Source organism: Azonexus fungiphilus, from assembly GCF_003634965.1.
In the GTDB taxonomy this organism is placed as follows: domain Bacteria; phylum Pseudomonadota; class Gammaproteobacteria; order Burkholderiales; family Rhodocyclaceae; genus Azonexus; species Azonexus fungiphilus.
In genome coordinates this window covers 171,027-191,222 of the sequence record NZ_RBXP01000019.1, presented here as the reverse complement: position 1 = coordinate 191,222, position 20,196 = coordinate 171,027, and the positions used below count along the sequence as shown (strand labels likewise).

Genomic DNA, 20,196 nt, shown 5'->3' with positions numbered 1-20,196 from the left:
TGCAACAGTGCGCCTGCGGCCGCGCCGGCCCCGGCCGGGCTCGGGCTTGGTGTCGTAAAAATCCGTGTTTTCAATGAGTTGACCGTCAGATTCGGGGGGCTGGCACGGCCGTTGCGTTAAGCAAGGCATCGCACGGTCAAAGGCGGCCGGGCACGAACCGGGTGTTCCGGTTCCAGGACAATGGCGTCCATCCTCGCTGCCCCGTGCGGCAAGGATGCGACGCCTTTTTTATTTTTAGCCATCAGGAGTCACCGCAATGGAAGATAAAAAGCCGGCTGCCGCAGCCCTCGAACCTTCTCCTGTCTCGACCAAGCGTCGCGATTTCGTCACTGCCGCCCTGGGAGCGTCACTCATGTCCATGGTTCCCCCCGGTGTCCGTAGCGCAGCCTGGGCTGCCGGCTCGGATGCCCCCGAAAAGAAGGAAGTCCGCATCGGCTTCATTCCGCTGACCGATTGCGCGTCGGTGGTGATGGCCGCGGTCAACAAGTTCGACGAGAAGTACGGCATCAAGATCATCCCGACCAAGGAAGCCTCCTGGGCCGGCGTCCGCGACAAGCTGGTCAATGGCGAGCTGGACATGGCGCACGTGCTCTACGGCCTGATCTACGGCGTGCACATGGGCATCGGCGGGCCGAAGAAGGACATGGCCAACCTGATGACCCTGAACCACAACGGCCAGGCCCTGACGCTGTCGAAGGCGCTGGCCGACAAGGGGGCGACCGACATTGGCAGCCTGGTCGGCCTGATGAAGAAGGAGCCGCGCGAATACACCTTCGCCCAGACCTTCCCGACCGGCACCCACGCGATGTGGCTGTACTACTGGCTGGCTTCCGGCGGCGTCAATCCGATGAAGGACGTCAAGGCCATCGTCGTGCCGCCGCCGCAGATGGTTGCCAACATGCGCGTCGGCAACATGGACGGCTTCTGCGTCGGCGAGCCGTGGAACCACCGCGCGATCATGGACGGCATCGGCATCACCGCCGCGACCACGCAGGATGTCTGGAAGGATCATCCGGAAAAGATCCTCGGCTGCACCGCCGAGTTCGTCCAGAAGAATCCGAACACCTGCCGCGCCGTGATCATGGCGGTACTCGAGGCCAGCCGCTGGATCGACGCCAGCATCAACAACAAGATGAAGATGGCCGAGGTCATCGCCCAGAAGGCCTACGTCAATACCAGCGTCGATGCCATCAACCAGCGCATCCTCGGCCGCTACCAGAACGGCCTGGGCAAGACCTGGGACGACCCGAACCACATGAAGTTCTTCAACGACGGTGCGGTGAACTATCCCTACCTCTCCGACGGCATGTGGTTCCTCACCCAGCACAAGCGCTGGGGCCTGCTCAAGGATCACCCGGACTACCTCGGCGTTGCCAAGAAGATCAACCAGACCGAGCTTTACGCGCAGGCGGCGGCAAAGCTGGGCGTCAGCGTGCCGAAGAGCCCGCTGCGTTCGTCGAAGCTGATCGACGGCGTCGTCTGGGACGGCAGCAACCCGGCCAAGTACGCCGACGGTTTCAAGGTCAAGGTCTGATCACTGCCGCGGCCGCACCGGCGGCCGCAGCTTCCCCGAGGAGATCGAGATGAGCACCACCCTGACGATGCACGGCGATTTTTCCGGAAAAACACCGGTCGACCGTGAACACACTACCCAGCCGGCGGCACCGGCCAAGGATACAACGATGGAAAAAACCGCAACCCCCGCCGTCGCCAGCGCCGGCACGCCTTTCGCCGAAATCCTCGGGGCTGCCCTGCGCCGGGCGCTGCCGCCGGTCCTCGGCCTGCTGCTGCTGGTCGGCATCTGGTACGTCGCGACGCTCAAGGGCGGCGCCATTCCCGGGCCGGTCGCGGTCTGGGACGCCGCCACCGTGCTCTTCGCCGACCCTTTCTACAACAACGGCCCGAACGACCAGGGCATCGGCTGGAACGTCCTTTCCTCGCTGCAGCGGGTCGGCATCGGTTTCGGCCTGGCGGCGCTGGTCGGCATTCCGCTCGGCTTCATGCTCGGCCGCTTCGCCTTCCTGGCGAACATGGTCAATCCGCTGATCAGCCTGCTGCGCCCGGTATCGCCGCTGGCCTGGCTGCCGATCGGCCTGCTCGTGTTCCAGAAGGCCGACCCGGCGGCAACCTGGACGATCTTCATCTGCTCGATCTGGCCGATGATCATGAACACCGCCCAGGGTGTGCAGCGGGTGCCGCAGGACTACCTCAACGTCGCCCGCGTGCTCGACCTGTCGGAATGGAAGATCGTCACGAAAATCCTGTTCCCGGCGGTACTGCCCTACATGCTCACCGGCATCCGCCTGTCGATCGGCACCGCCTGGCTGGTCATCGTCGCCGCGGAAATGCTCACGGGCGGCGTCGGCATCGGCTTCTGGGTGTGGGACGAATGGAACAACCTGAAGGTCGAGCACATCATCATCGCCATCTTCATCATCGGCATCGTCGGCCTGATTCTCGAACAGGCGCTGATTCTGCTGGCCAAGAAACTGACCAAGGAAGCCGCCTGAGGAGCCCATCATGGAAAAATTCGTGCAGATCGAGAAGGTCGGCCAGACCTTCGACACCAAGAAAGGCAAGTTCGTCGCCCTGCGCGACATCGACCTGAGCCTCAAGCAGGGCGAGTTCGTCGCGCTGATCGGCCACTCCGGCTGCGGCAAGTCGACGCTGCTCAACCTGATCGCCGGGCTGACCCGGCCGACCACCGGCGTCCTGCTCTGCGACGGGCGCGAAATCGCCGGCCCCGGGCCGGAGCGCGCGGTGGTCTTCCAGAACCACAGCCTGCTGCCCTGGCTGACCTGCTTCGAGAACATCTACCTCGCCGTCGAGCGCGTCTTCGGCCAGAAGGAAGGCAAGCCGAAGCTGAAGGCGCGGACGCAGGCGGCGATCGAACTGGTCGGGCTGGCGCACGCCGCGCACAAGTACCCGCACGAGATCTCGGGCGGCATGAAGCAGCGCGTCGGCATCGCCCGGGCGCTGTCGATGGAGCCCAAGGTGCTGCTGATGGACGAGCCCTTCGGCGCGCTCGATGCGCTGACCCGGGCCAAACTGCAGGACGAACTGATGAAGATCTGCGAGCAGACGCAGGCGACCGTGGTCATGGTCACGCACGATGTCGATGAGGCAGTGCTGCTTTCCGACCGCATCGTGATGATGACCAACGGCCCGGCGGCGACCATCGGCGAGATCCTCGAGGTCAAGCTGCCGCGGCCGCGCGATCGCCTGGTGCTGGCGCACGATCCGGCCTACATCGATTGTCGTGCTGCCGTGCTCGAGTTCCTTTACGAGAAGCAGGCCCACGTCGAGAAGCAGGCGGCCTGATCGCAGGCCGTGGGGAAGGCCCGTCGCCAGCTGGCGGCGGGCCTTGTCGTTTCAGTGCCGGGTCGGCAGCGGATGTGTGCGCTGCAGGTGCTCGTAGGTCCGGATCAGGTCGAGGACGCGCTGCTGCTGGCCGACCTCAAGCGCCCGCTGCATGTTCTCGATGATCATCGTGTGCAGCTGGCAGACGCCCTCGGGCGAGCACAGCAGGATTTCGCTGATTTCGGCGGCAACCGCCATGGGCACGTGTTCGTGTTCGGCGATCGCTTCGATTTCGCCGCGGTCGAGATCGCAATAATCGATGACGTCTTGCATGGACAGCATGGCTCCTCCGGGTCTTTGGGCAGAATGGACGGGTCTTGTCGTTGTTCTGTCCGCCTTTGTCGTTGTTGTCGGTGGAGGATGACTGTTTTATAGCAGCCCGGGCGGAGAACTCAAGCGCCTTGTTACAGGCGCAGCGGCGCCGCGTCGGAGATGCCGGCCTGGCGCAGGCGGTCGACCGTCGGCAGCAGGTTGAGCCGGGTCCGGGCGCGCAGTTCGGCGGCCCGTGCGGCGAGTTCGCCGAGCGTGGCCTCGACGCCGTTCTCGCCGCGTCCGAAAACGATGGTGTTGCCACTGGCGCAGGCCGGGAACACGGCGATCCGGTCGGTGAACGCCGAGCGGATACGGTCGACGCTGCTGGCGAAGCCTTTTTCACGCAGCAGGTTGACGCAGAACAGTCCGTCGTCGCTCAGGCCGGCGCGGCAGGTCTGGTAGAAGGCGGGCGTGTCGAGCATGCCGGGGCGGCCGCCGGCGTCGAAGCCGTCGGAGAGGATCAGGTCGAAGCGGCGCTTGTTCGTCTGCAGGTAGTCGGCGCCGCAGCCGATGCGGACATCGAGGCGCAGCGGGTCGTCGGGCAGCCGGAAGTACTGGCGGGCGACGAATTCGACCTGGGGGTTGATCTCGACGACGGTGATCCGGCATGCCGGGAAGTGGCGGTGGATGAACTTCGCCAGCGAGCCGGCGCCCAGGCCGATCAGCAATGCCGTGCGCGGCCAGCGGGCGGCGTCGCGCAGGAGCAGCCCGGCCATCATTTCACGGGTGTAGTCGAGTTCGAGCGACCACGGCCGGGCGACGCGCATCGCGCCCTGCACCCATTCGGAACCGAAATGCAGGTAACGGACGCCGTCAGCTTCGCTGATGTCGATGGCGTGGCGTGGTGGCGTACCGGTCCTGCGCATTCAGGCCGCCGTGCGCACGAGCAGCGGTGCCGGGCCGCGGGGAAGCACCTCGCCGATCTCGGCGGCATCGGCAAAACCGTGCTCGCGGAAAATCGCCAGCACAGCCTCGACACTCTCGGGGGCGCAGGAAACGAGCAAGCCGCCGCTCGTCTGCGGGTCGCTGAGCAGGGCCTGTTCGGCGGCCGGGAAGCCGGCGGGCAGGGCGATCTCGCTGCCGTAGGCGGCGAAGTTGCGGGCCGAAGCGCCGGTCACGAAACCGCGCTCGGCGAGCTCGCGGACACCGTCGAGCAGCGGCACCCGGGACCAGTCGATGGCCAGCGTGCAGCCGGCGCCGCGGGCGATCTCGAGGGCGTGGCCGGCGAAGCCGAAGCCGGTGACGTCGGTCATCGCGTGCACGCCGGGCAGTTCGGCGAGGGCCGGGCCAGGGGTGTTGAGGCGGGTCGTCGTCGCGATCATCTTTGCGTAGCCGTCGGCGTCGACCGCGTCCTTCTTCAATGCTGCCGAGAGGATGCCGACTCCGAGCGGCTTGCCGAAGACCAGTCGGTCGCCGGGGCGGGCGTCGGCGTTGCGGCGCAGCTTGTCCGGATGGACCAGGCCGAGCGCGACCAGGCCGTAGATCGGCTCGACCGAATCGATCGTGTGGCCGCCGGCGATCGGGATGCCGGCCGCGCGGCAGACCGCTTCGCCGCCTTCGAGGATGCGCCGGATGGTGTCCTGCGGCAACACGTTGATCGGCATGCCGACCAGAGCCAGGGCCATGATCGGCCGGCCGCCCATGGCGTAGACGTCGGAAATCGCGTTGGTCGCGGCGATACGCCCGAAATCGTAGGGGTCGTCGACGATCGGCATGAAGAAGTCGGTGGTCGCGACCAGCGCCTGTTCGTCGTTGAGCTTGTACACCGCGGCATCGTCCGAGGTCTCGATGCCGACCAGCAGTTCGGGTGGAACCGGCAAGCGGTTGCTGCCCCTGAGGATGTCGGCGAGCACGCCGGGGGCGATCTTGCAGCCGCAGCCGCCGCCATGCGACAGCGAAGTGAGACGGGGAGTCGTGGTCATCGTGGCTTCCATTCGGGTCGCTGGCGCCCCCAGGTGGAATCGAACCACCAATTCGCCCTTAGGAGGGGCGTGTTATATCCATTTAACTATGGAGGCAGGCCGGAAAGTTCGGCAGGGGCGCATTGTACCGGCTTGGCAAGGCGAGGGGTAGGTTGTGGCGCGAGTGTCAAAATATGCTATAAATAATAAAATTTTAAAAATCGGAGGAGTCGACCGTGAACCATTTTTCCCATCGACCGATTGCCCAGCAATTGATCGTCGCCATCGTTGGTGCACTGGCTGTCGTCTTCCTGGCCATGGCCATGACCGTCCAGTTCCGTGCCGATGGCGCAGCCATCAGCGTTGCCGAGCAGAACCTGACCCGCGAGGCGAAGCTGATGGCGGGCACGCTCGACGCGCTGTTTGACGAAGTGCGCGAACGGGGTGGCCGGCAAGCCGATTTTTTTCTGCGTTTCCTGAACGGAAATCTGTCGCCGGGCAGCGATCTGGTGCGTACCGGCGACGTCGATCTGCCGGCCGTCCGTCTGGGCGGCGAGTTGCTCAACGGCAATGATCGCCTGCTCAAGTCCTTCCAGTCGCTGACCGGAGACGAGGCGGCCTTGCTGTTGTTGCGCGACGGCAAGGTCTATCGCCTGGCGACTTTGCTGCGCGACAAGAACGGCAAGCCGATGCATGGCGTCCCGGTCAAGGACGACGACCCGGTGGCGCTTTCCCTGAAGGCGGGCAAGGACTACCAGGGGCTGGCGATTCGTGGCGGCAAGTATTATTTCAGCACGGTTCGCCTGCTGCGCGATGCCGGCGGTACCGCCTGGGGGGCGGTTTCGGTGCGCATTTCGCTGGCCGAGGAACTCAAGCGGATCCGTGCCCAGTTCGGCAGCATCGTTGCCGGCAAGACAGGCTATGTCTACATCGTCCGCCCGGTCGGCGACAAGGGCGACGGCGAGTTCGTGCTGCACCCGAAATTTCAGGAAAAGCTGTTGTCCGAGGTCGATGTGCCGGCTACGGCCAAGGACGCTGTTGCCCGGATCCTGGCCACCCGGAACGGCGTTTATCGGTATCAGATGCCGGATGCCGGCGGTAGCGAGCGTGAGAAGATCGTCGTTGCCGCAACCTCGGACAACTGGGGCTGGACGGTGGCGACCGGTAGCTGGCTGGATGAGTATCTCGAGGAAAGCCGCGCCTTGCGCAACATGGTGATCCTGGTCAGCGTGCTGGCGGCGTTGTTGCTGGCGCTGGTCACCTGGTTCCTGGTGCGCTCGCGGTTGCGCGGGCTGGCGCAGCTGGTCGATGCCGTGTCGCGGCTGAGTGCCGGCGATCTGCGGGCGACTGTCGAGCAGGCCGATCCGCGCAGTCGCAACGAGGTGCATGCGATTGCGCATGCCTTCAACGAAATGGCGGCAGGCATGCGCAAGCTGGTCAGCGGGGTGGCGCAGACGTCGGCCCAGGTCGGCCAGTCGGCCCATCAGGTACGCGATGCCGCGCAACGTGCCCTCGAAAGTGCCGGCCAGGCTTCGCAGTCGGCTTCCGGGATTGCCGCATCGGTCGAGCAATTGTCGGTGAGCATTTCCCACGTGGCCGACAACGCCCGCCAGGCGGCGCAGATTTCCGAGGATTCGCGCTCGGTCACCGGTGGCGGTCGCCAGGTGGTGACGCGAACGATGCACGAACTCGAGCGCGTGGCCAGTGAGATCGGCGAGTCGGCGGCTCTGATCGAGACCCTGGGCGAGCGTTCGAAGCAGATTTCCAGTGTCGTCGGGGTGATCCGCGAAATTGCCGAGCAGACCAACCTGCTGGCGCTCAATGCGGCCATCGAGGCGGCCCGTGCCGGCGAGCAGGGGCGCGGTTTCGCCGTCGTCGCCGACGAGGTGCGCAAGCTCGCCGAGCGGACTGCGCTGTCCACCCAGGAAATCGCCAGCACGGTCGAGGCGATCCTCAAGGAGACGACCCATGCCGTGACGCGCATGCAGTCGGTCAGCGGCAACATGAGCAGCAGCGTCGAACTGGCGCGCGATGCCGGCGATTCGCTGACGACGATCGAGGGGCGGGTCGAGGAAACGGTCGGCGTGGTCATGCAGATTGCCGACGGCACCCGCGAGCAAAGCGCGGCCAGCCAGGAGATCGCCCGTCTGGTCGAGCGCATTGCCCAGGCGGCCGAGGGCACCAACGAGCGGGCCCTGGCGAATCGCCAGCGGGCCGAGGATCTCGAACGGCTGGCCGACGAACTGCAGGCACAATTGTCCCGGTTCTCGCTGTGAGCGTTTAGAATCCGGGCTTCTCCCACTGATCGGCGCCTTGCGGGGCGCCGTTTTCGTTACCAGCGATGCCCTATCTCAAGCTTGCCGATGCCTGTCTGGCCTATGGCCACGTGCCGCTCCTCGATCATGCCGAGTTCCAGCTCGATCCCGGCGAACGCGTCGCCCTGATCGGCCGCAACGGCACCGGCAAATCGTCGCTGCTGGCGGCGATCGCGGCCGGCACCGGCAAGGGCCGGCTGGACGACGGCGAGGTCTGGGTGCAGCCGGGCATCCGGGTCGGCTACGTGCCGCAGGAGCCGCCCTTCGATCCGGCGCACTCGGTCTTCGAAGCGGTGATTTCCGGCATGGGCGAGACGTCGACCCTGCTCGCCGAGTATCACGAAGTGTCACACCGCCTCGGCGAAGGACAGGGCGATCACGACGCCCTGCTGGCGCGCATGGATACGCTGCAGCACGAACTCGAGGCGCGTGGCGCCTGGGCCTACGAGGCGCAGGCGGAAAAGGTCATCGCCCGCTTCGGGCTCGATCCGGAAGCGCAGGTCGGCAGCCTCTCCGGCGGCCAGAAGAAGCGCCTGGCGCTGGCCCAGGCGCTGGCCGTGGCGCCGGAAGTGCTGCTCCTCGACGAGCCGACCAACCACCTCGACATCGCCGCCATCGAATGGCTGGAAACGCTGCTCATCGAATCCGGCGTGACCCTGCTCTTCATCACCCACGACCGTTCCTTCCTCGACCGGGTCAGCACCCGCATCGTCGAGCTCGACCGCGGCAAGCTGGCCAGTTTTCCCGGCAACTTCAGCCAGTACCAGCAGCGCAAGGAAGCGATGCTGCACGAGGAGGCGCTGGCCAACGCGCGCGCCGACAAGCTGCTCAAGGAAGAGGAAGTGTGGATCCGCAAGGGCGTCGAGGCGCGGCGCACGCGTGCGGTGTTCCGTGTCCAGCGGCTCGACCGCCTGCGCGCCGAACGCCAGGCGCGGCGCGAGCGCATGGGCAAGGTCAACCTGCAGCTCGAAGTCGGCGACAAGAGCGGCAAGCTGGTCGCCGAACTCGAGCATGTCGTCAAATCTTACGGTCAACGGGCGATCGTGGCCGATTTCTCGGCGCGCATCCAGCGCGGCGACAAGATCGGCCTGATCGGTCCCAACGGCGCCGGCAAGACGACGCTGCTGCGGCTGATCCTCGGCGAACTGCAGCCGGACGCCGGCAGCGTGCGTCAGGGGACGAAGATGGAAATCGCCTACTTCGACCAGTTCCGCACCCAGCTCAATCCGGATTCCACCCTGGCCGACGTCATCTCGCCGGGTTCCGACTGGGTCGAGATCGGCGGCGCCCGCAAGCACGTCATCGGCTACCTCGAAGACTTCCTGTTCGCGCCCGAACGCGCCCGTTCGCCGGTCAGTTCGCTCTCCGGCGGCGAGCGCAACCGGCTGCTGCTGGCCCGACTGTTTGCCAAGCCGGCCAACGTGCTGGTCCTCGACGAGCCGACCAACGACCTCGACATCGACACCCTGGAACTGCTCGAACAACTCCTCCAGGACTACGACGGCACGCTGTTCCTGGTCAGCCACGACCGGACCTTCCTCGACAACGTCGTCACCCAGACCATCGCCGCCGAAGGCGATGGCGTCTGGAAGGAGTACGCCGGCGGTTACAGTGACTGGGCCAACTACCAGGCGAGCCAGCCCAAGCTGGCTGTGGACAAGCCGAAGAGCGAGACCAAGCCGGTGGCGAAGCCCGCCGAAGCCGTTAAAGCCAAAGCCGACAAGCTGAGCTGGAAGGAGCAGCGCGAGCTCGAAGCCCTGCCGGAGAAGATCGCCGGCCTCGAGGCCGAGCAGGCGGCGCTGACCGCGCAGCTGGAGGATCCGGCGCTTTACCAGCGCGACCCGCAGGGGGCGCAGAAGGCGTCCGAACGGCTGGCGGCGATCGACGACGAATTGCTGGCGCTGCTCGAACGCTGGGAAAGTCTCGAGGCGCGTGTCGGCGCTTAATCGGCCGCTGCCGTGGCGTCCGGGTCGAGGTGCTGGCGCACGGCGTCGGGCGTCAGGTTGATCAGTTCGCCGATCTCGCGGTAGTCGTCGGGCAGTGCCGGGTCGTTCCAGCCGTTGGCCGAATGGCGGGCCAGGCGGACGGCCAGCGAGACGTTGCGGACCCGCGGGTTGTCGGCCTGGCTGTCGTCGATCAGCTGGCCGAGCAGGTCGGGCAGATGCCAGACCTTGCACAGCGCCAGCTGGATGTCCTGGAAACTCATCCCGATCACCTGCATTTGTGCCTCGCTGCTGCGCAGCTTGGGCTGCGCCCGGCGGCGGGCCTGGATTTCCAGGGCCAGTGCGGGCGCGAAGCAACCCACCAGGATTTCGGCAAGGTCGTGCAGCAGTGCGGCGATGCGCACTTCCTCGAGGTTCAGGTCGTGGCGGCGGATCGCCCAGTCGTGGGCGTAGTCGGCGGCGCGCTGGGCGCGACGGATGGCATGCAGGACGCCGAGCAGGGCGTGTGGATCGCACTCGTGCAGGCTGTCCTCGATCGTCGGCAAGGCATCGAAGCGGCGGAAGAAGGGGAGCAGGCCGGCCATCATCACGGCGCCGGCGATGGTCGCGATGTCGTGCTGCAGCGAGCGGCCGCGGAACGGCTGGATGTAGGCGAGCACCCGCACGGTCATGATCGGGTCGTGCAGGATCACGCGGGCGAGTTCGCGGGCATCGACGTTGTCGAGGTCGGCACGCATTTCCTCGAGGCGGCGCTTGGTTGCGCGCAGCACCGGCAGGCTGCTGTTGCTGAACAGCAGGACCCAGGCATCACGGTCGGGCAGGGGGTGGTCGAGCATGCGGCGCGTCCTGGCAAAGGCCTGCGGTGGCGATGCGTCCAGTGTAAGGGGGCGTCCGGTGCCGGGCAAGGTCCGGGGCGTGACATAATCGCCGCTGTCTTCAATTTGCCGTTGCCGCCATGCGTTACCAGATCGTTCCCGTCACTCCCTTCGAACAGAACTGCACCATCTTCTGGTGCGAGGCGACCCGCCAGGCCGCGGTGATCGATCCCGGCGGCGATGTCGACCGCATCCTGGCGGTGCTTGCCGCCGAGCAGCTGACGCTGGCCAAGGTGCTGGTCACCCATGGCCACATCGATCACGCCGGCGGCGTTGCCGCGCTGGTGGCACGGACCGGCGTGCCGGTCGAAGGGCCGCATGCCGACGACGCCTTCTGGATCGACGGCATGGCCCAGCAGAGCAAGATGTTCGGTTTTCCCGAGGTTGCCGCCTTCACCCCGGACCGCTGGCTGGCCGACGGCGACCGCGTGTGCTTCGGCGACGTCGAACTCGAGGTCCTGCACTGTCCCGGCCACACCCCGGGCCATGTCGTCTTCTTCCATGCGCCGAGCCAGCTGGCCCAGGTCGGCGACGTGCTCTTCCAGGGCTCGATCGGGCGTACCGATTTTCCGCGTGGCGACCACGCGACGCTGATCGCCTCGATCAAGGACAAGCTGTTCGCGCTCGGCGACGCGGTCGATTTCATTCCCGGCCACGGGCCGATGTCGACCCTGGGCGAGGAGCGCCGCTACAACCCCTTCCTCAGCGGCCGCTTCGGCTGATCAGGGCGTGTGGATGCGGGCCGCCCAGCTCAGGGCCTGCATCTGCGCGTCAACGAAGCGAGCCGGGGCGATCGCCAGTTCCTCGAGCAATCCGGCGGCCACCGGCAGGTTGCGCCGGTCCGTTGCTTCCAGGGCCAGTAGCAGCTTGCCGGCGCTGCCGGCATGGTGTGCCAGGGCGTCGTTCATCGTCGTCGACAGCGGCAGTTGCTGGAGGATTTCCGGCATCGACATGTTGAGCAGGACGTCGAGCAGCGAGAAGCTGCCGATCATGAAGGCGCCGTCGGCCAGGTTGGGCAGGTCCGGCAGCGGTTGCAGCTGCGGTGCCAGCAGTTCCATCTGGCGACCGCGTACCGCCGCCTTGTAGAGCAGCGGGTTAGGCTGGTGGCTGTTGTCCGGATCGGCGTAGATCAGCAGTTGCAGCCAGCGCTCGAGCTGGCGGCGGCCGAGCAGGTTGATCGCCTGGGCGAAGCTGGTGATCGGCGTGCGCGGCGCGATCGCTGCCGAATTGACCAGGCGCAGCAGGCTGTAGGAAAGCTTGGTTTCCTGGCGAAAGATGTCGTCGAGCTCGTCGGTGTCGGCATCCTGGGCGATCAGGGCGAGCAGCCGGAGCATCTTCTGGCGCGTCGTGTCGGCCCGCTTGCCGAGGCTGCTCCGGGTCATCAGGTATTCGCCGGTGCACAGTGCGCAGGCGTTGGCCAGCGCCCATTCGCGGTCGCTGTGGTTCTGCACGCCGGTGGCGACGATCTGGGTGCGGGTCGACAAGCCGTGCAGCGTGAACGGCGGCTGCGTGCGCGCCTGGCTGAGCGGAATCAGCAGGTTGTCCCAGGCGCCGGCGGCCGGCAAGCGGCCGTTGCCGGGCAGGTGCAGGGCCAGCTTGCGCCGGGCCTGGCGCAGTGCGGCCTCGAGTTCGCCGGCGGATTCGGCGCCGGCACCCTGGAAAGTCGCCACGACGCGTTCCCCGACGCCTTTGTCGAGGGGCGTGGCGGGGACGTACCAAGGGTGGCGGTGGTCGAATTCGGCAAAGACCGGGTGCTGGAAGACTTCGTCCGCACCCGGCGCAGCGCCGGCTGGCGCATTCTCGACGAGATAGCCGGCGCAGACGTCGTGATGGCCGAGCAAGGGGTGGATGAAGGTGTATCCTGTGGCGGTCATTGTCAGGGCTTCCGGGAGAGTGCGGGGATGGTAGCAAATTCGTTGCGGGGCGTCGTCGGGCGGCGTCCGGTTTTTTGCCTTTTTCCACGGTCGACCGTGGAATTCCGGTGATTTCCCCGGTGTTTTCCGAGATCCGCCCCGATTACTGGGAGGCCGCCTCGCAGGCGCTGGCCGAGGCCGATCCGCTGATGGCCGAACTGGTCGAGCGACACGCCGGCGTGTCGCTGGCCTCGCGCGGCGATCCCTTCGCCACGCTGGCCCGTTCGATCGTCGGCCAGCAGATTTCGGTCAAGGCCGCCGATTCGGTCTGGTCGCGTTTCGTCGACCGCGTCGGCAGCGTCGCGCCGGCGCCGTTGCTGGCGCTCGGTGGCGAAGGGCTGGCCGGTTGCGGGCTGTCGCAGCGCAAGATCGAGTACCTCGTTGACCTCGCTGCGCATTTCGCCGACGGCCGCCTCGACCCGGCCGGCTGGCCGCAGCTCGATGACGCGACGCTGATCGAAGAACTGTGCACGGTGCGCGGCATCGGCCGGTGGACCGCCGAGATGTTCCTGATCTTCAACCTGATGCGTCCCGACGTCTATCCGCTCGACGACATCGGCCTGCAGCGTGCCGTCGGGATGCGCTACCTGGCCGGCGAAAAGCCCTCGCGCCGCGTCCTGGCCGAGGTCGGCGAGCGTTGGCGGCCGTGGCGTTCGGTCGCCACCTGGCACCTCTGGCGCAGTCTCGATCCGCTTCCGGTCGCGTACTGACACATTGCCCTCCGACCTTTGGGGTAAAATGCGCGCCAACTCAAGAACCGAGCAGTCCATGAAAACTAGTTTCCTCGATTTCGAGCAATCCATCGCCGACCTCGAAGCCAAGATCGAACAGCTGCGCTTCGTCCAGGACGACACCGCGGTCGACATTTCGGAAGAAATCGGCCGCCTGGAAAAGAAAAGCGCCCAACTGACCAAGGATATTTACGCCAAGCTCACGCCCTGGCAGATTTCCCAGGTCGCTCGCCACCCGCAGCGTCCGTATACGCTCGATTACATCCAGCACATCTTCACCGATTTCGAAGAGCTGCACGGCGATCGCGCCTTTGCCGACGACCATGCGATCGTCGGCGGCCTGGCCCGCTTCAACGGCCAGGCGGTGGTCGTCATCGGCCATCAGAAGGGCCGCGACACCAAGGAAAAGATCTACCGCAACTTCGGCATGCCGCGTCCGGAAGGCTATCGCAAGGCGCTGCGCCTGATGAAGCTGGCCGAGAAATTCGGCCTGCCGGTGATGACCTTCGTCGATACCCCCGGCGCCTACCCCGGCATCGGCGCCGAAGAGCGCGGCCAGTCCGAGGCGATCGGCCGCAATCTCTACGTGATGGCCGAACTGAAGGTGCCGGTGATCGTCACCATCATCGGCGAAGGCGGTTCCGGCGGCGCGCTGGCCATTGCCGTCGGCGACACGGTGCAGATGCTGCAGTACTCGACCTATTCGGTGATCTCGCCGGAAGGCTGTGCTTCCATCCTGTGGAAGAGCGCCGACAAGGCGCCGGAAGCCGCCGAGACGATGGGCATCACGGCGCCGCGCCTGAAGACGCTGGGCCTGGTCGACCGCATCGTCAACGAACCGCTCGGCGGCGCCCACCGCGATCACGTCGCGATGGCCGCCAACCTCAAGAAGGCCCTCCAGGAATCGCTCAAGCAACTCGCCGCACTGCCGGTCGATACGCTGCTGGCGCAGCGCTACGAGCGCCTGATGAGCTATGGCCGGTTCAAGGAACAGGCTGCCTGATCCTGCTGCGCGGGTCGGCGCCTTCGTCGCCGCCCGCCTTGCCGGCAGCGGGCCGGTCTGGCTGGCGCTGTCCGGCGGCCGCGATTCGGTCGTCCTGTTGCACCTGCTCGCCGGTGAGCTGGTCCCGGGGCGCCTGCGGGCGATTCATGTCGATCACGGCCTCTCACCCAATGCCGGCGCCTGGGCCGATTTCTGCCGGAGCACCTGCGCCGCGCTGGCGGTACCTTTGCAAGTCGTCCCGGTGCACGTCGAGCGCAGTTCCGCACAGGGGCTGGAAGCGGCCGCCCGGGCTGCCCGCTACGCGGCTTTCGCCGCCCACCTGCCGCCGGCGGCCGATCTGCTGCTGGCCCAGCACCGCGGCGATCAGGCCGAAACCCTGCTTTTCAACCTGCTGCGCGGCAGCGGCCTGGCCGGCGCCGCGGCGATGCGCGAGGTGCGCACGCAGGCCGGTCTGCGCCTGTTGCGCCCGTTGCTCGATGTGCCGCGGGCAGCGATCGACGCCTACGCCGCGGCGCACGGCCTGACCTGGATCGATGACGAGAGCAACGACGACCGGCGCTTTTCCCGGAATTTCCTGCGTCACGAGGTGTTGACCGTGATCGCTGCCCGCTTTCCCGGTGTCGAAGCCAATCTGGCCCAGGCCGCCGGCCATTTCGGCGAGGCCGTCGACCTGCTCGACGAAGTCGCCGCGAGCGACTGGGCAGCCGTCCGTGTCGGCGATGCCGCCGCCCTCGACGGGCTACGCCGGCTTTCCTTCGCCCGCCTCAAGAACCTGCTGCGCTGGCGTCTGCGCCAGCTCGGCTGGCAGCCGCCGGTCGCCGCGCGGCTCGACGAATTCGCTCGCCAGTTGCTGGTCGCAGCGCCCGATCGTCATCCCGAACTGCGCCTGCCGGCCGGCCGTATGCGTCTGACTCGCGGCCGGCTGCACTGGTTGCTGTCAGAATAACAATTGCTTACCGCCTTGCCTTTCATCAGCCGGAAGGCTTCAGTTACAATCACCGGATTACTTTTGAGCTAACAGGCCATGATTACCGGATCCCTTGTCGCCATCGTCACGCCGATGCACGAAGATGGCAGCCTTGATTTGAACGCGCTGCGCAACCTGGTCGATTTCCACGTCGCCGAAGGCAGCGATGCGATCGTCGTCGTCGGCACCACCGGCGAGTCGCCGACGGTCAATGTGGACGAGCATTGCGAACTGATCAAGGTCACGGTCGACCACGCGGCCGGGCGCATTCCGGTGATCGCCGGGACCGGCGCCAACTCCACCGCCGAAGCGATCGAACTGACCCGCTTCGCCAAGACGGCCGGTGCCGACATGGCGCTCTCGGTCGTTCCCTATTACAACAAGCCGAGCCAGGAAGGCCTCTACCGCCACTTCAAGGCGATCGCCGAGGCCGTCGAGCTGCCGGTGCTGCTCTACAATGTCCCCGGCCGTACCGTCGCCGACATGAGCAACGACACCATCCTGCGTCTCGCCGAAGTGCCCGGCATCGTCGGCGTCAAGGATGCGACCGGCAACATGGACCGCGCCTACGACCTGATCCAGCGCGCGCCCAAGGGCTTTGCGCTGTACAGCGGCGACGATGCGACCTGCGTGCTGTCGATCATGATGGGTTTCCACGGCAACATCTCGGTGACCGCCAACGTGGCGCCGCGCCTGATGCACGAAATGTGCATCGCCGCTGCTGCCGGCGATGTTGCCCGTGCCCGGGAAATTCATTTCCGTCTGCTCGGCCTGCACCGCGATCTGTTCTGCGAAGCCAATCCGATCCCGGTCAAGTGGGCGGTCAGCCGCATGGGCATGATGTCCGAGGGCATCCGCCTGCCGCTGACGCCGTTGTCCGAAGCCAACCACGCCCGAGTCCTGAACGCCATGCGCCAGGCCGGCATCACCGTCTGACGGAGTATGAAAACGATGAATCGTCGGCTTCCCGGCCTTACCCTGTGTCTCGTCAGCGTCGCCGTTGCCGGCTGCACGCTCAATGAGGTGCTGCCCGAATCGCGCAAGATCGAATACAAGTCCGCCGGCAAGGTGCCGACGCTGGAGGTGCCGCCCGACCTGTCGCAGCTTAATCGCGATGACCGCTACCTGGTGCCGGACGACGGTGGCAAGGGCTCGGCAACCTTCTCCGCCTATTCCGCCGAGCGTCGTCCGGAAGCGCAGGCCGGCCAGTCGGTCGTGCTGCCGCAGGTCGACAAGGTGCGCGTCGAGCGTTCCGGCAGCCAGCGCTGGCTGGTCGTTGCCACCCCGGCCGACAAGCTCTGGGATCCGGTCAAGGAGTTCTGGCAGGAGACCGGCTTCATCGTCAATATTGAGCGTCCGGAAGCCGGCGTGATGGAGACCGACTGGGCCGAGAACCGCGCCAAGATTCCGGGCGACCTGATCCGTAACACCCTTGGTCGCATCCTCGATTCCCTGTATTCGACCGGCGAGCGCGACAAGTTCCGCACCCGCCTCGAGCCCGGTAGCGAGCCGGGGACGACCGAGATCTACATCAGTCACCGCGGTATGGAAGAGGTGTATACCTCGTCGGCGCGTGAGGAAACCCGCTGGCAGCCGCGTGCTGCCGATCCCGAACTCGAGGCCGAGATGCTGCGTCGCCTGATGGTTCGCCTCGGCGCCGAGGAAAAGCGCGCCCAGGCTGCCGTGGTCGCGCCGAAGAGCGAGCCGCGGGCCCGCCTGGCGGCCGCCGACGGCAGTGGCAAGCTGGAGGTGTTCGATCGCTTCGACCGCGCCTGGCGGCGCGTCGGCCTGGCGCTTGATCGTGTCGGCTTCACGGTCGAGGATCGCGATCGTTCGCGGGGCTTGTACTTCGTTCGCTACGTCGACCCGGAACTCGACAACGCCAGCAAGAAGAGCGACGGCATGCTGTCGAAGCTGGCTTTCTGGAAGAGCAGCGACAAGCCGGCGACCTCGCGCGAGCAGTTCCGCATCCATGTCGAGGATGTCGGCGGTCGTTCGACCATTCAGGTGCTGACGCCGGAAGGCGGCGCCGATCAGTCCGAGACCGCACGCAAGATCCTCGGCCTGCTGCAGCAGCAACTGCAGTAATCCGCCTCGATTCCCGCGCTGCCCGAGGGCGGTGCGGGAAATTCAGGACAATAAAAAACGGGGCCGAAGCCCCGTTTTTTATTGCTGGCGGAAAAGAATTACTTCTTTTCTTCGGCGGCCGGGGCAGCAGCAGCCGGAGCGGCAGCAGCGTCAGCCGGGGCAGCAGCCGGGGCGGCCGGAGCAGCGGCGGCGTCAGCAGCCGGGGCAGCCGGAGCGGCCGGGGCAGCAGCTTGTTGTTCTTGGGCCGGGGCCGGAGCCGGGGCGGCAACCGGTTCTTCCTTCTTGCCGCAAGCGGTCAGGGCGAGGGCAAACAGGGCGGCAGCGAGGAGGGACTTGTTCATGAGATTTCCTTATCGACAAGAAGCTACAAAATCTGAATAGATATGTTGCGGTCGGTGTTTACCGATCCGCTGAAAATTATAGCGCAAAAAAAATGCTGCGACGCAGCGAGGTAACCAAACGTCACAATTGGGAATGGTTTTGCGCTAATTTTTTTGCGCGGCCGTGAATTTTTCCCGTCTCCCGCAACGATGTCGACGCACGCGCCCGTTTTTCTGGGCTCGCCGAAGCCTCCACCGGCGTTGGCGCCAAGCCCGGCCGGTTGATAGAATCCGCGCTTTTACCGGAGTCGACCGTGCCGATCGGGAAAGTCGTATCGCTGGATCATGAGGCCCGCGGCATCGTTCGCGAGGACGGCAAGGCCATTTTCGTCGATGGTGCGCTGCCCGGGGAAACCGTCGATTACGCCAGCTTCCGGCGCAAGCCGAAGTATGAGCTGGCCCATCTGGTGCGCGTCGTCAAGCCGTCGGTCGCCCGGGTCGAGCCGGCCTGCGAGCATTTCGGCATCTGCGGCGGTTGCGCGATGCAGCATATGGAACCGTCGGCGCAGATCGCCGCCAAGCAGCGCGTGCTCGAGGACAGCCTGTGGCACATCGGGCGCGTCCGGGCTGCGACGATCCTGCCGCCGATCCACGGCGCCCCCTGGGGTTACCGTCACCGGGCGCGACTGGGCGTGCGCAAGGTCGAATCGCGCGGCGGCATGCTGATCGGCTTCCACGAGTGGCGCAGCAGCTACATCGCCGACATCCGCAGTTGCAGGGTGCTGCCGCCGCATGTTTCCGACCTGCTCATGCCGCTGCGCGAGCTGGTCGGCGGCCTGAGCATCGCCGACCGCCTGCCGCAGATCGAGGTTGCCGTCGGCGAGCACTGCACGACGCTGGTTTTTCGCATTCTGCAGGCGTTGACCGTCAGCGACGAAAAGGCGGTGCGTGCCTTCGCCGACCGCCACGACGTCGTCGTCTACCTGCAGCCGTCCGGGCCGGACAGCGCCCGCCGTTTCCATCCGCTGCCCGGGCCCCGGCTGTCCTACACGCTGCCGGAGTTCGATCTCGAGCTCGATTTCCGGCCCACCGACTTCACCCAGGTCAATCACGCGGTGAATCGCGTCATGGTCCGCCGCGCCCTGCGCCTGCTCGATCCGCAGCCGGGTGAGCGGATCGCCGACATGTTCTGCGGGCTGGGCAACTTCACGCTGCCGATCGCCCGCAGCGGCGCCTCGGTGGTCGGCATCGAAGGCAGTCCGGCGCTGGTCGCCCGCGGGCGCGAGGCGGCCATCGCCAACGGCCTGGGCGAGCGGGTCGATTTCGGCGTCGCCAATCTCTTCGAATGCACCGAGCAATCGCTGGCCAGGCTCGGCCGCTTCGACAAGATGCTGATCGATCCGCCGCGCGAGGGCGCCGTCGAACTGTGCAAGGCGCTCGGCGATGACGCGCCGGGCCGCCTGGTCTATGTCTCGTGCAATCCTGCAACGCTGGCCCGCGACGCCGGCGTGCTCTGTTCGCTGAAGGGCTACCGGCTGGCGGCGGCGGGCATCGTCAACATGTTCCCGCATACCGCCCACGTCGAGTCGATCGCACTGTTCGAGCGGGCATGAAAAAGGGCGGCCGCGGCCGCCCTTTTTGCTAACGCCTTGGCGCGCTCAGTCGCGTTCGCCGGTGAAGGCCATGATCAGCTGCAGCAGGCCGACGAAGACGTTGTAGACGTCGAGATAGACGGCCAGCGTGGCGGTGACGTAGTTGGTCTCGCCGCCCTGCACGATGCGGTTGATGTCGTACAGGATGTAGGCCGAGAAGATGCCGACGACGGCTGCCGAGATTGCCAGCGACAGGGCCGGAATCTGGAAGAAGATGTTGGCCAGCGCGGCGAGCAGGACCAGGATGACGCCGGCGAACAGGAACTTGCCCATGCCGCTGAAGTCGCGCTTGCTGGTGGCGGCGATCGACGACAGGACGAAGAAGATGGCGCCGGTGCCGCCGGCCGCCAGCGCGATCATCGAACCGCCGTTGGCGAAGCCGAGCGCGAACTGGAGGATGCGCGACAGCATCAGGCCCATGAAGAAGGTGAAACCGAGCAGCAGCGCGACGCCGAGGCCGGAATCCTTGTTCTTCTCGATGCCCCACATGAAGCCGAAGGCGATGCCCATGAACAGCACGAAGGAAATCAGCGGGCTGCCGGCGAAGAAGGAAAAGCCCATCTGGATGCCGGCGAGTGCACCGAGCACGGTCGGCACCATCGACAGGCCGAGCAGCATGTAGGTGTTGCGCAGGACGCGGTTCTGCTGCGTCGCAACGGTGGCGCCCTGGCGGGCGATTTCGAAGTTGGTGTTCATCCGGGCTAACTCCCAGTCTGGTTGATACGAGGGCTAAGACTAACGGACTCGCGACAAAGTTTCAAACTTCCGCCCTGCCGGCATCGCCCGGGGCGCCTGTGTTATCATGCGCGCCTTCCG

General features: G+C 66.2%; 19 protein-coding genes and 1 tRNA gene. 12 read left to right on the top strand and 8 right to left on the bottom strand.

The window, feature by feature from the left end:
- The first annotated feature begins 352 nt into the window (after positions 1–352).
- The 3 genes from DFR40_RS15805 to DFR40_RS15795 are packed head-to-tail and all read left to right on the top strand — an operon-like array spanning position 353 to position 3,321.
- Positions 353–1,534 carry a CmpA/NrtA family ABC transporter substrate-binding protein gene (locus DFR40_RS15805; RefSeq protein WP_245985708.1) on the top strand — a complete coding sequence of 394 codons (1,182 nt, stop codon included), beginning with the start codon at positions 353–355 and terminating at the stop codon, positions 1,532–1,534.
- A gap of 49 nt (positions 1,535–1,583) precedes the next feature.
- The gene (ntrB, locus tag DFR40_RS15800; RefSeq protein WP_245985707.1) at positions 1,584–2,510 is read left to right on the top strand and encodes a nitrate ABC transporter permease; all 927 of its coding nucleotides are present in this window, start codon (positions 1,584–1,586) and stop codon (positions 2,508–2,510) included.
- A gap of 10 nt (positions 2,511–2,520) precedes the next feature.
- Positions 2,521–3,321, top strand: a complete 801-nt coding sequence (locus DFR40_RS15795; RefSeq protein ID WP_211329819.1) for an ABC transporter ATP-binding protein — start codon at positions 2,521–2,523, stop codon at positions 3,319–3,321.
- 51 nt (positions 3,322–3,372) lie between these two features.
- On the opposite strand, the gene DFR40_RS15790 is transcribed toward DFR40_RS15795, so the two are convergent.
- From DFR40_RS15790 to DFR40_RS15775, 4 genes are all read right to left on the bottom strand, one after another.
- Positions 3,373–3,642, bottom strand: a complete 270-nt coding sequence (locus DFR40_RS15790; RefSeq protein ID WP_121459459.1) for a hypothetical protein — start codon at positions 3,640–3,642, stop codon at positions 3,373–3,375.
- A 122-nt stretch (positions 3,643–3,764) separates the two neighbouring features.
- Positions 3,765–4,538: a fused MFS/spermidine synthase gene (locus DFR40_RS15785; protein WP_121459458.1), complete on the bottom strand. Its 774-nt coding sequence runs from the start codon at positions 4,536–4,538 to the stop codon at positions 3,765–3,767.
- Positions 4,539–5,594, bottom strand: coding sequence for a selenide, water dikinase SelD (gene selD / locus DFR40_RS15780; protein ID WP_211329818.1), 1,056 nt, complete (start codon positions 5,592–5,594; stop codon positions 4,539–4,541).
- A 21-nt stretch (positions 5,595–5,615) separates the two neighbouring features.
- Positions 5,616–5,690: transfer RNA gene (locus DFR40_RS15775), tRNA-Arg, on the bottom strand.
- A gap of 119 nt (positions 5,691–5,809) precedes the next feature.
- Between DFR40_RS15775 and DFR40_RS15770 the strand changes: the two genes are divergently transcribed.
- Together DFR40_RS15770 and DFR40_RS15765 are read left to right on the top strand one after the other, a co-directional pair.
- Positions 5,810–7,849 (top strand): methyl-accepting chemotaxis protein, encoded by a 2,040-nt coding sequence (locus DFR40_RS15770; protein WP_147431346.1) that lies wholly within the window; start codon positions 5,810–5,812, stop codon positions 7,847–7,849.
- Between the two features lie 65 nt (positions 7,850–7,914).
- Positions 7,915–9,834, top strand: a complete 1,920-nt coding sequence (locus DFR40_RS15765) for an ATP-binding cassette domain-containing protein (protein WP_121459455.1) — start codon at positions 7,915–7,917, stop codon at positions 9,832–9,834.
- On the opposite strand, the gene DFR40_RS15760 is transcribed toward DFR40_RS15765, so the two are convergent.
- Entirely contained in the window at positions 9,831–10,667 is an 837-nt protein-coding gene (locus tag DFR40_RS15760) for an HDOD domain-containing protein (RefSeq protein WP_121459454.1), read from the bottom strand. The genes DFR40_RS15765 and DFR40_RS15760 overlap by 4 nt on opposite strands.
- Positions 10,668–10,786: 119 nt before the next feature.
- On the opposite strand from DFR40_RS15760, the gene DFR40_RS15755 reads away from it, so the two are divergent.
- Positions 10,787–11,428 (top strand): MBL fold metallo-hydrolase, encoded by a 642-nt coding sequence (locus tag DFR40_RS15755; protein WP_121459453.1) that lies wholly within the window; start codon positions 10,787–10,789, stop codon positions 11,426–11,428.
- Here DFR40_RS15755 and DFR40_RS15750 read toward each other — a convergent pair whose 3' ends face one another.
- Positions 11,429–12,580: an EAL and HDOD domain-containing protein gene (locus DFR40_RS15750; RefSeq protein WP_121459452.1), complete on the bottom strand. Its 1,152-nt coding sequence runs from the start codon at positions 12,578–12,580 to the stop codon at positions 11,429–11,431.
- A 107-nt stretch (positions 12,581–12,687) separates the two neighbouring features.
- Here DFR40_RS15750 and DFR40_RS15745 point away from each other — a divergent pair, with 107 nt between their 5' ends.
- The 5 genes from DFR40_RS15745 (at position 12,688) to bamC (ending at position 17,408) form a co-directional block, all read left to right on the top strand.
- The gene (locus tag DFR40_RS15745) at positions 12,688–13,329 is read left to right on the top strand and encodes a DNA-3-methyladenine glycosylase family protein (RefSeq protein ID WP_245985706.1); all 642 of its coding nucleotides are present in this window, start codon (positions 12,688–12,690) and stop codon (positions 13,327–13,329) included.
- Between the two features lie 58 nt (positions 13,330–13,387).
- Positions 13,388–14,353 carry an acetyl-CoA carboxylase carboxyltransferase subunit alpha gene (locus tag DFR40_RS15740; protein WP_121459451.1) on the top strand — a complete coding sequence of 322 codons (966 nt, stop codon included), beginning with the start codon at positions 13,388–13,390 and terminating at the stop codon, positions 14,351–14,353.
- Positions 14,325–15,299 carry a tRNA lysidine(34) synthetase TilS gene (gene tilS / locus DFR40_RS15735; protein WP_121459450.1) on the top strand — a complete coding sequence of 325 codons (975 nt, stop codon included), beginning with the start codon at positions 14,325–14,327 and terminating at the stop codon, positions 15,297–15,299. Before DFR40_RS15740 ends, tilS begins: the two co-directional genes overlap by 29 nt.
- 78 nt (positions 15,300–15,377) lie before the next feature.
- A complete protein-coding gene (gene dapA / locus DFR40_RS15730) occupies positions 15,378–16,256 on the top strand; it encodes a 4-hydroxy-tetrahydrodipicolinate synthase (protein ID WP_121459449.1) in 879 nt (292 codons plus the stop codon).
- Between the two features lie 15 nt (positions 16,257–16,271).
- Positions 16,272–17,408, top strand: coding sequence for an outer membrane protein assembly factor BamC (gene bamC / locus DFR40_RS15725; RefSeq protein ID WP_121459491.1), 1,137 nt, complete (start codon positions 16,272–16,274; stop codon positions 17,406–17,408).
- Positions 17,409–17,506: 98 nt separating this feature from the next.
- Here the strand turns inward: bamC and DFR40_RS15720 are convergent, their stop codons facing one another.
- Positions 17,507–17,749, bottom strand: coding sequence for a hypothetical protein (locus DFR40_RS15720; RefSeq protein ID WP_121459448.1), 243 nt, complete (start codon positions 17,747–17,749; stop codon positions 17,507–17,509).
- 293 nt (positions 17,750–18,042) lie between these two features.
- Here DFR40_RS15720 and rlmD point away from each other — a divergent pair, with 293 nt between their 5' ends.
- Positions 18,043–19,341 carry a 23S rRNA (uracil(1939)-C(5))-methyltransferase RlmD gene (rlmD, locus tag DFR40_RS15715; protein WP_121459447.1) on the top strand — a complete coding sequence of 433 codons (1,299 nt, stop codon included), beginning with the start codon at positions 18,043–18,045 and terminating at the stop codon, positions 19,339–19,341.
- 45 nt (positions 19,342–19,386) lie between these two features.
- Here the strand turns inward: rlmD and DFR40_RS15710 are convergent, their stop codons facing one another.
- Positions 19,387–20,076: a Bax inhibitor-1/YccA family protein gene (locus DFR40_RS15710; RefSeq protein WP_121459446.1), complete on the bottom strand. Its 690-nt coding sequence runs from the start codon at positions 20,074–20,076 to the stop codon at positions 19,387–19,389.
- Positions 20,077–20,196: the final 120 nt, after the last annotated feature.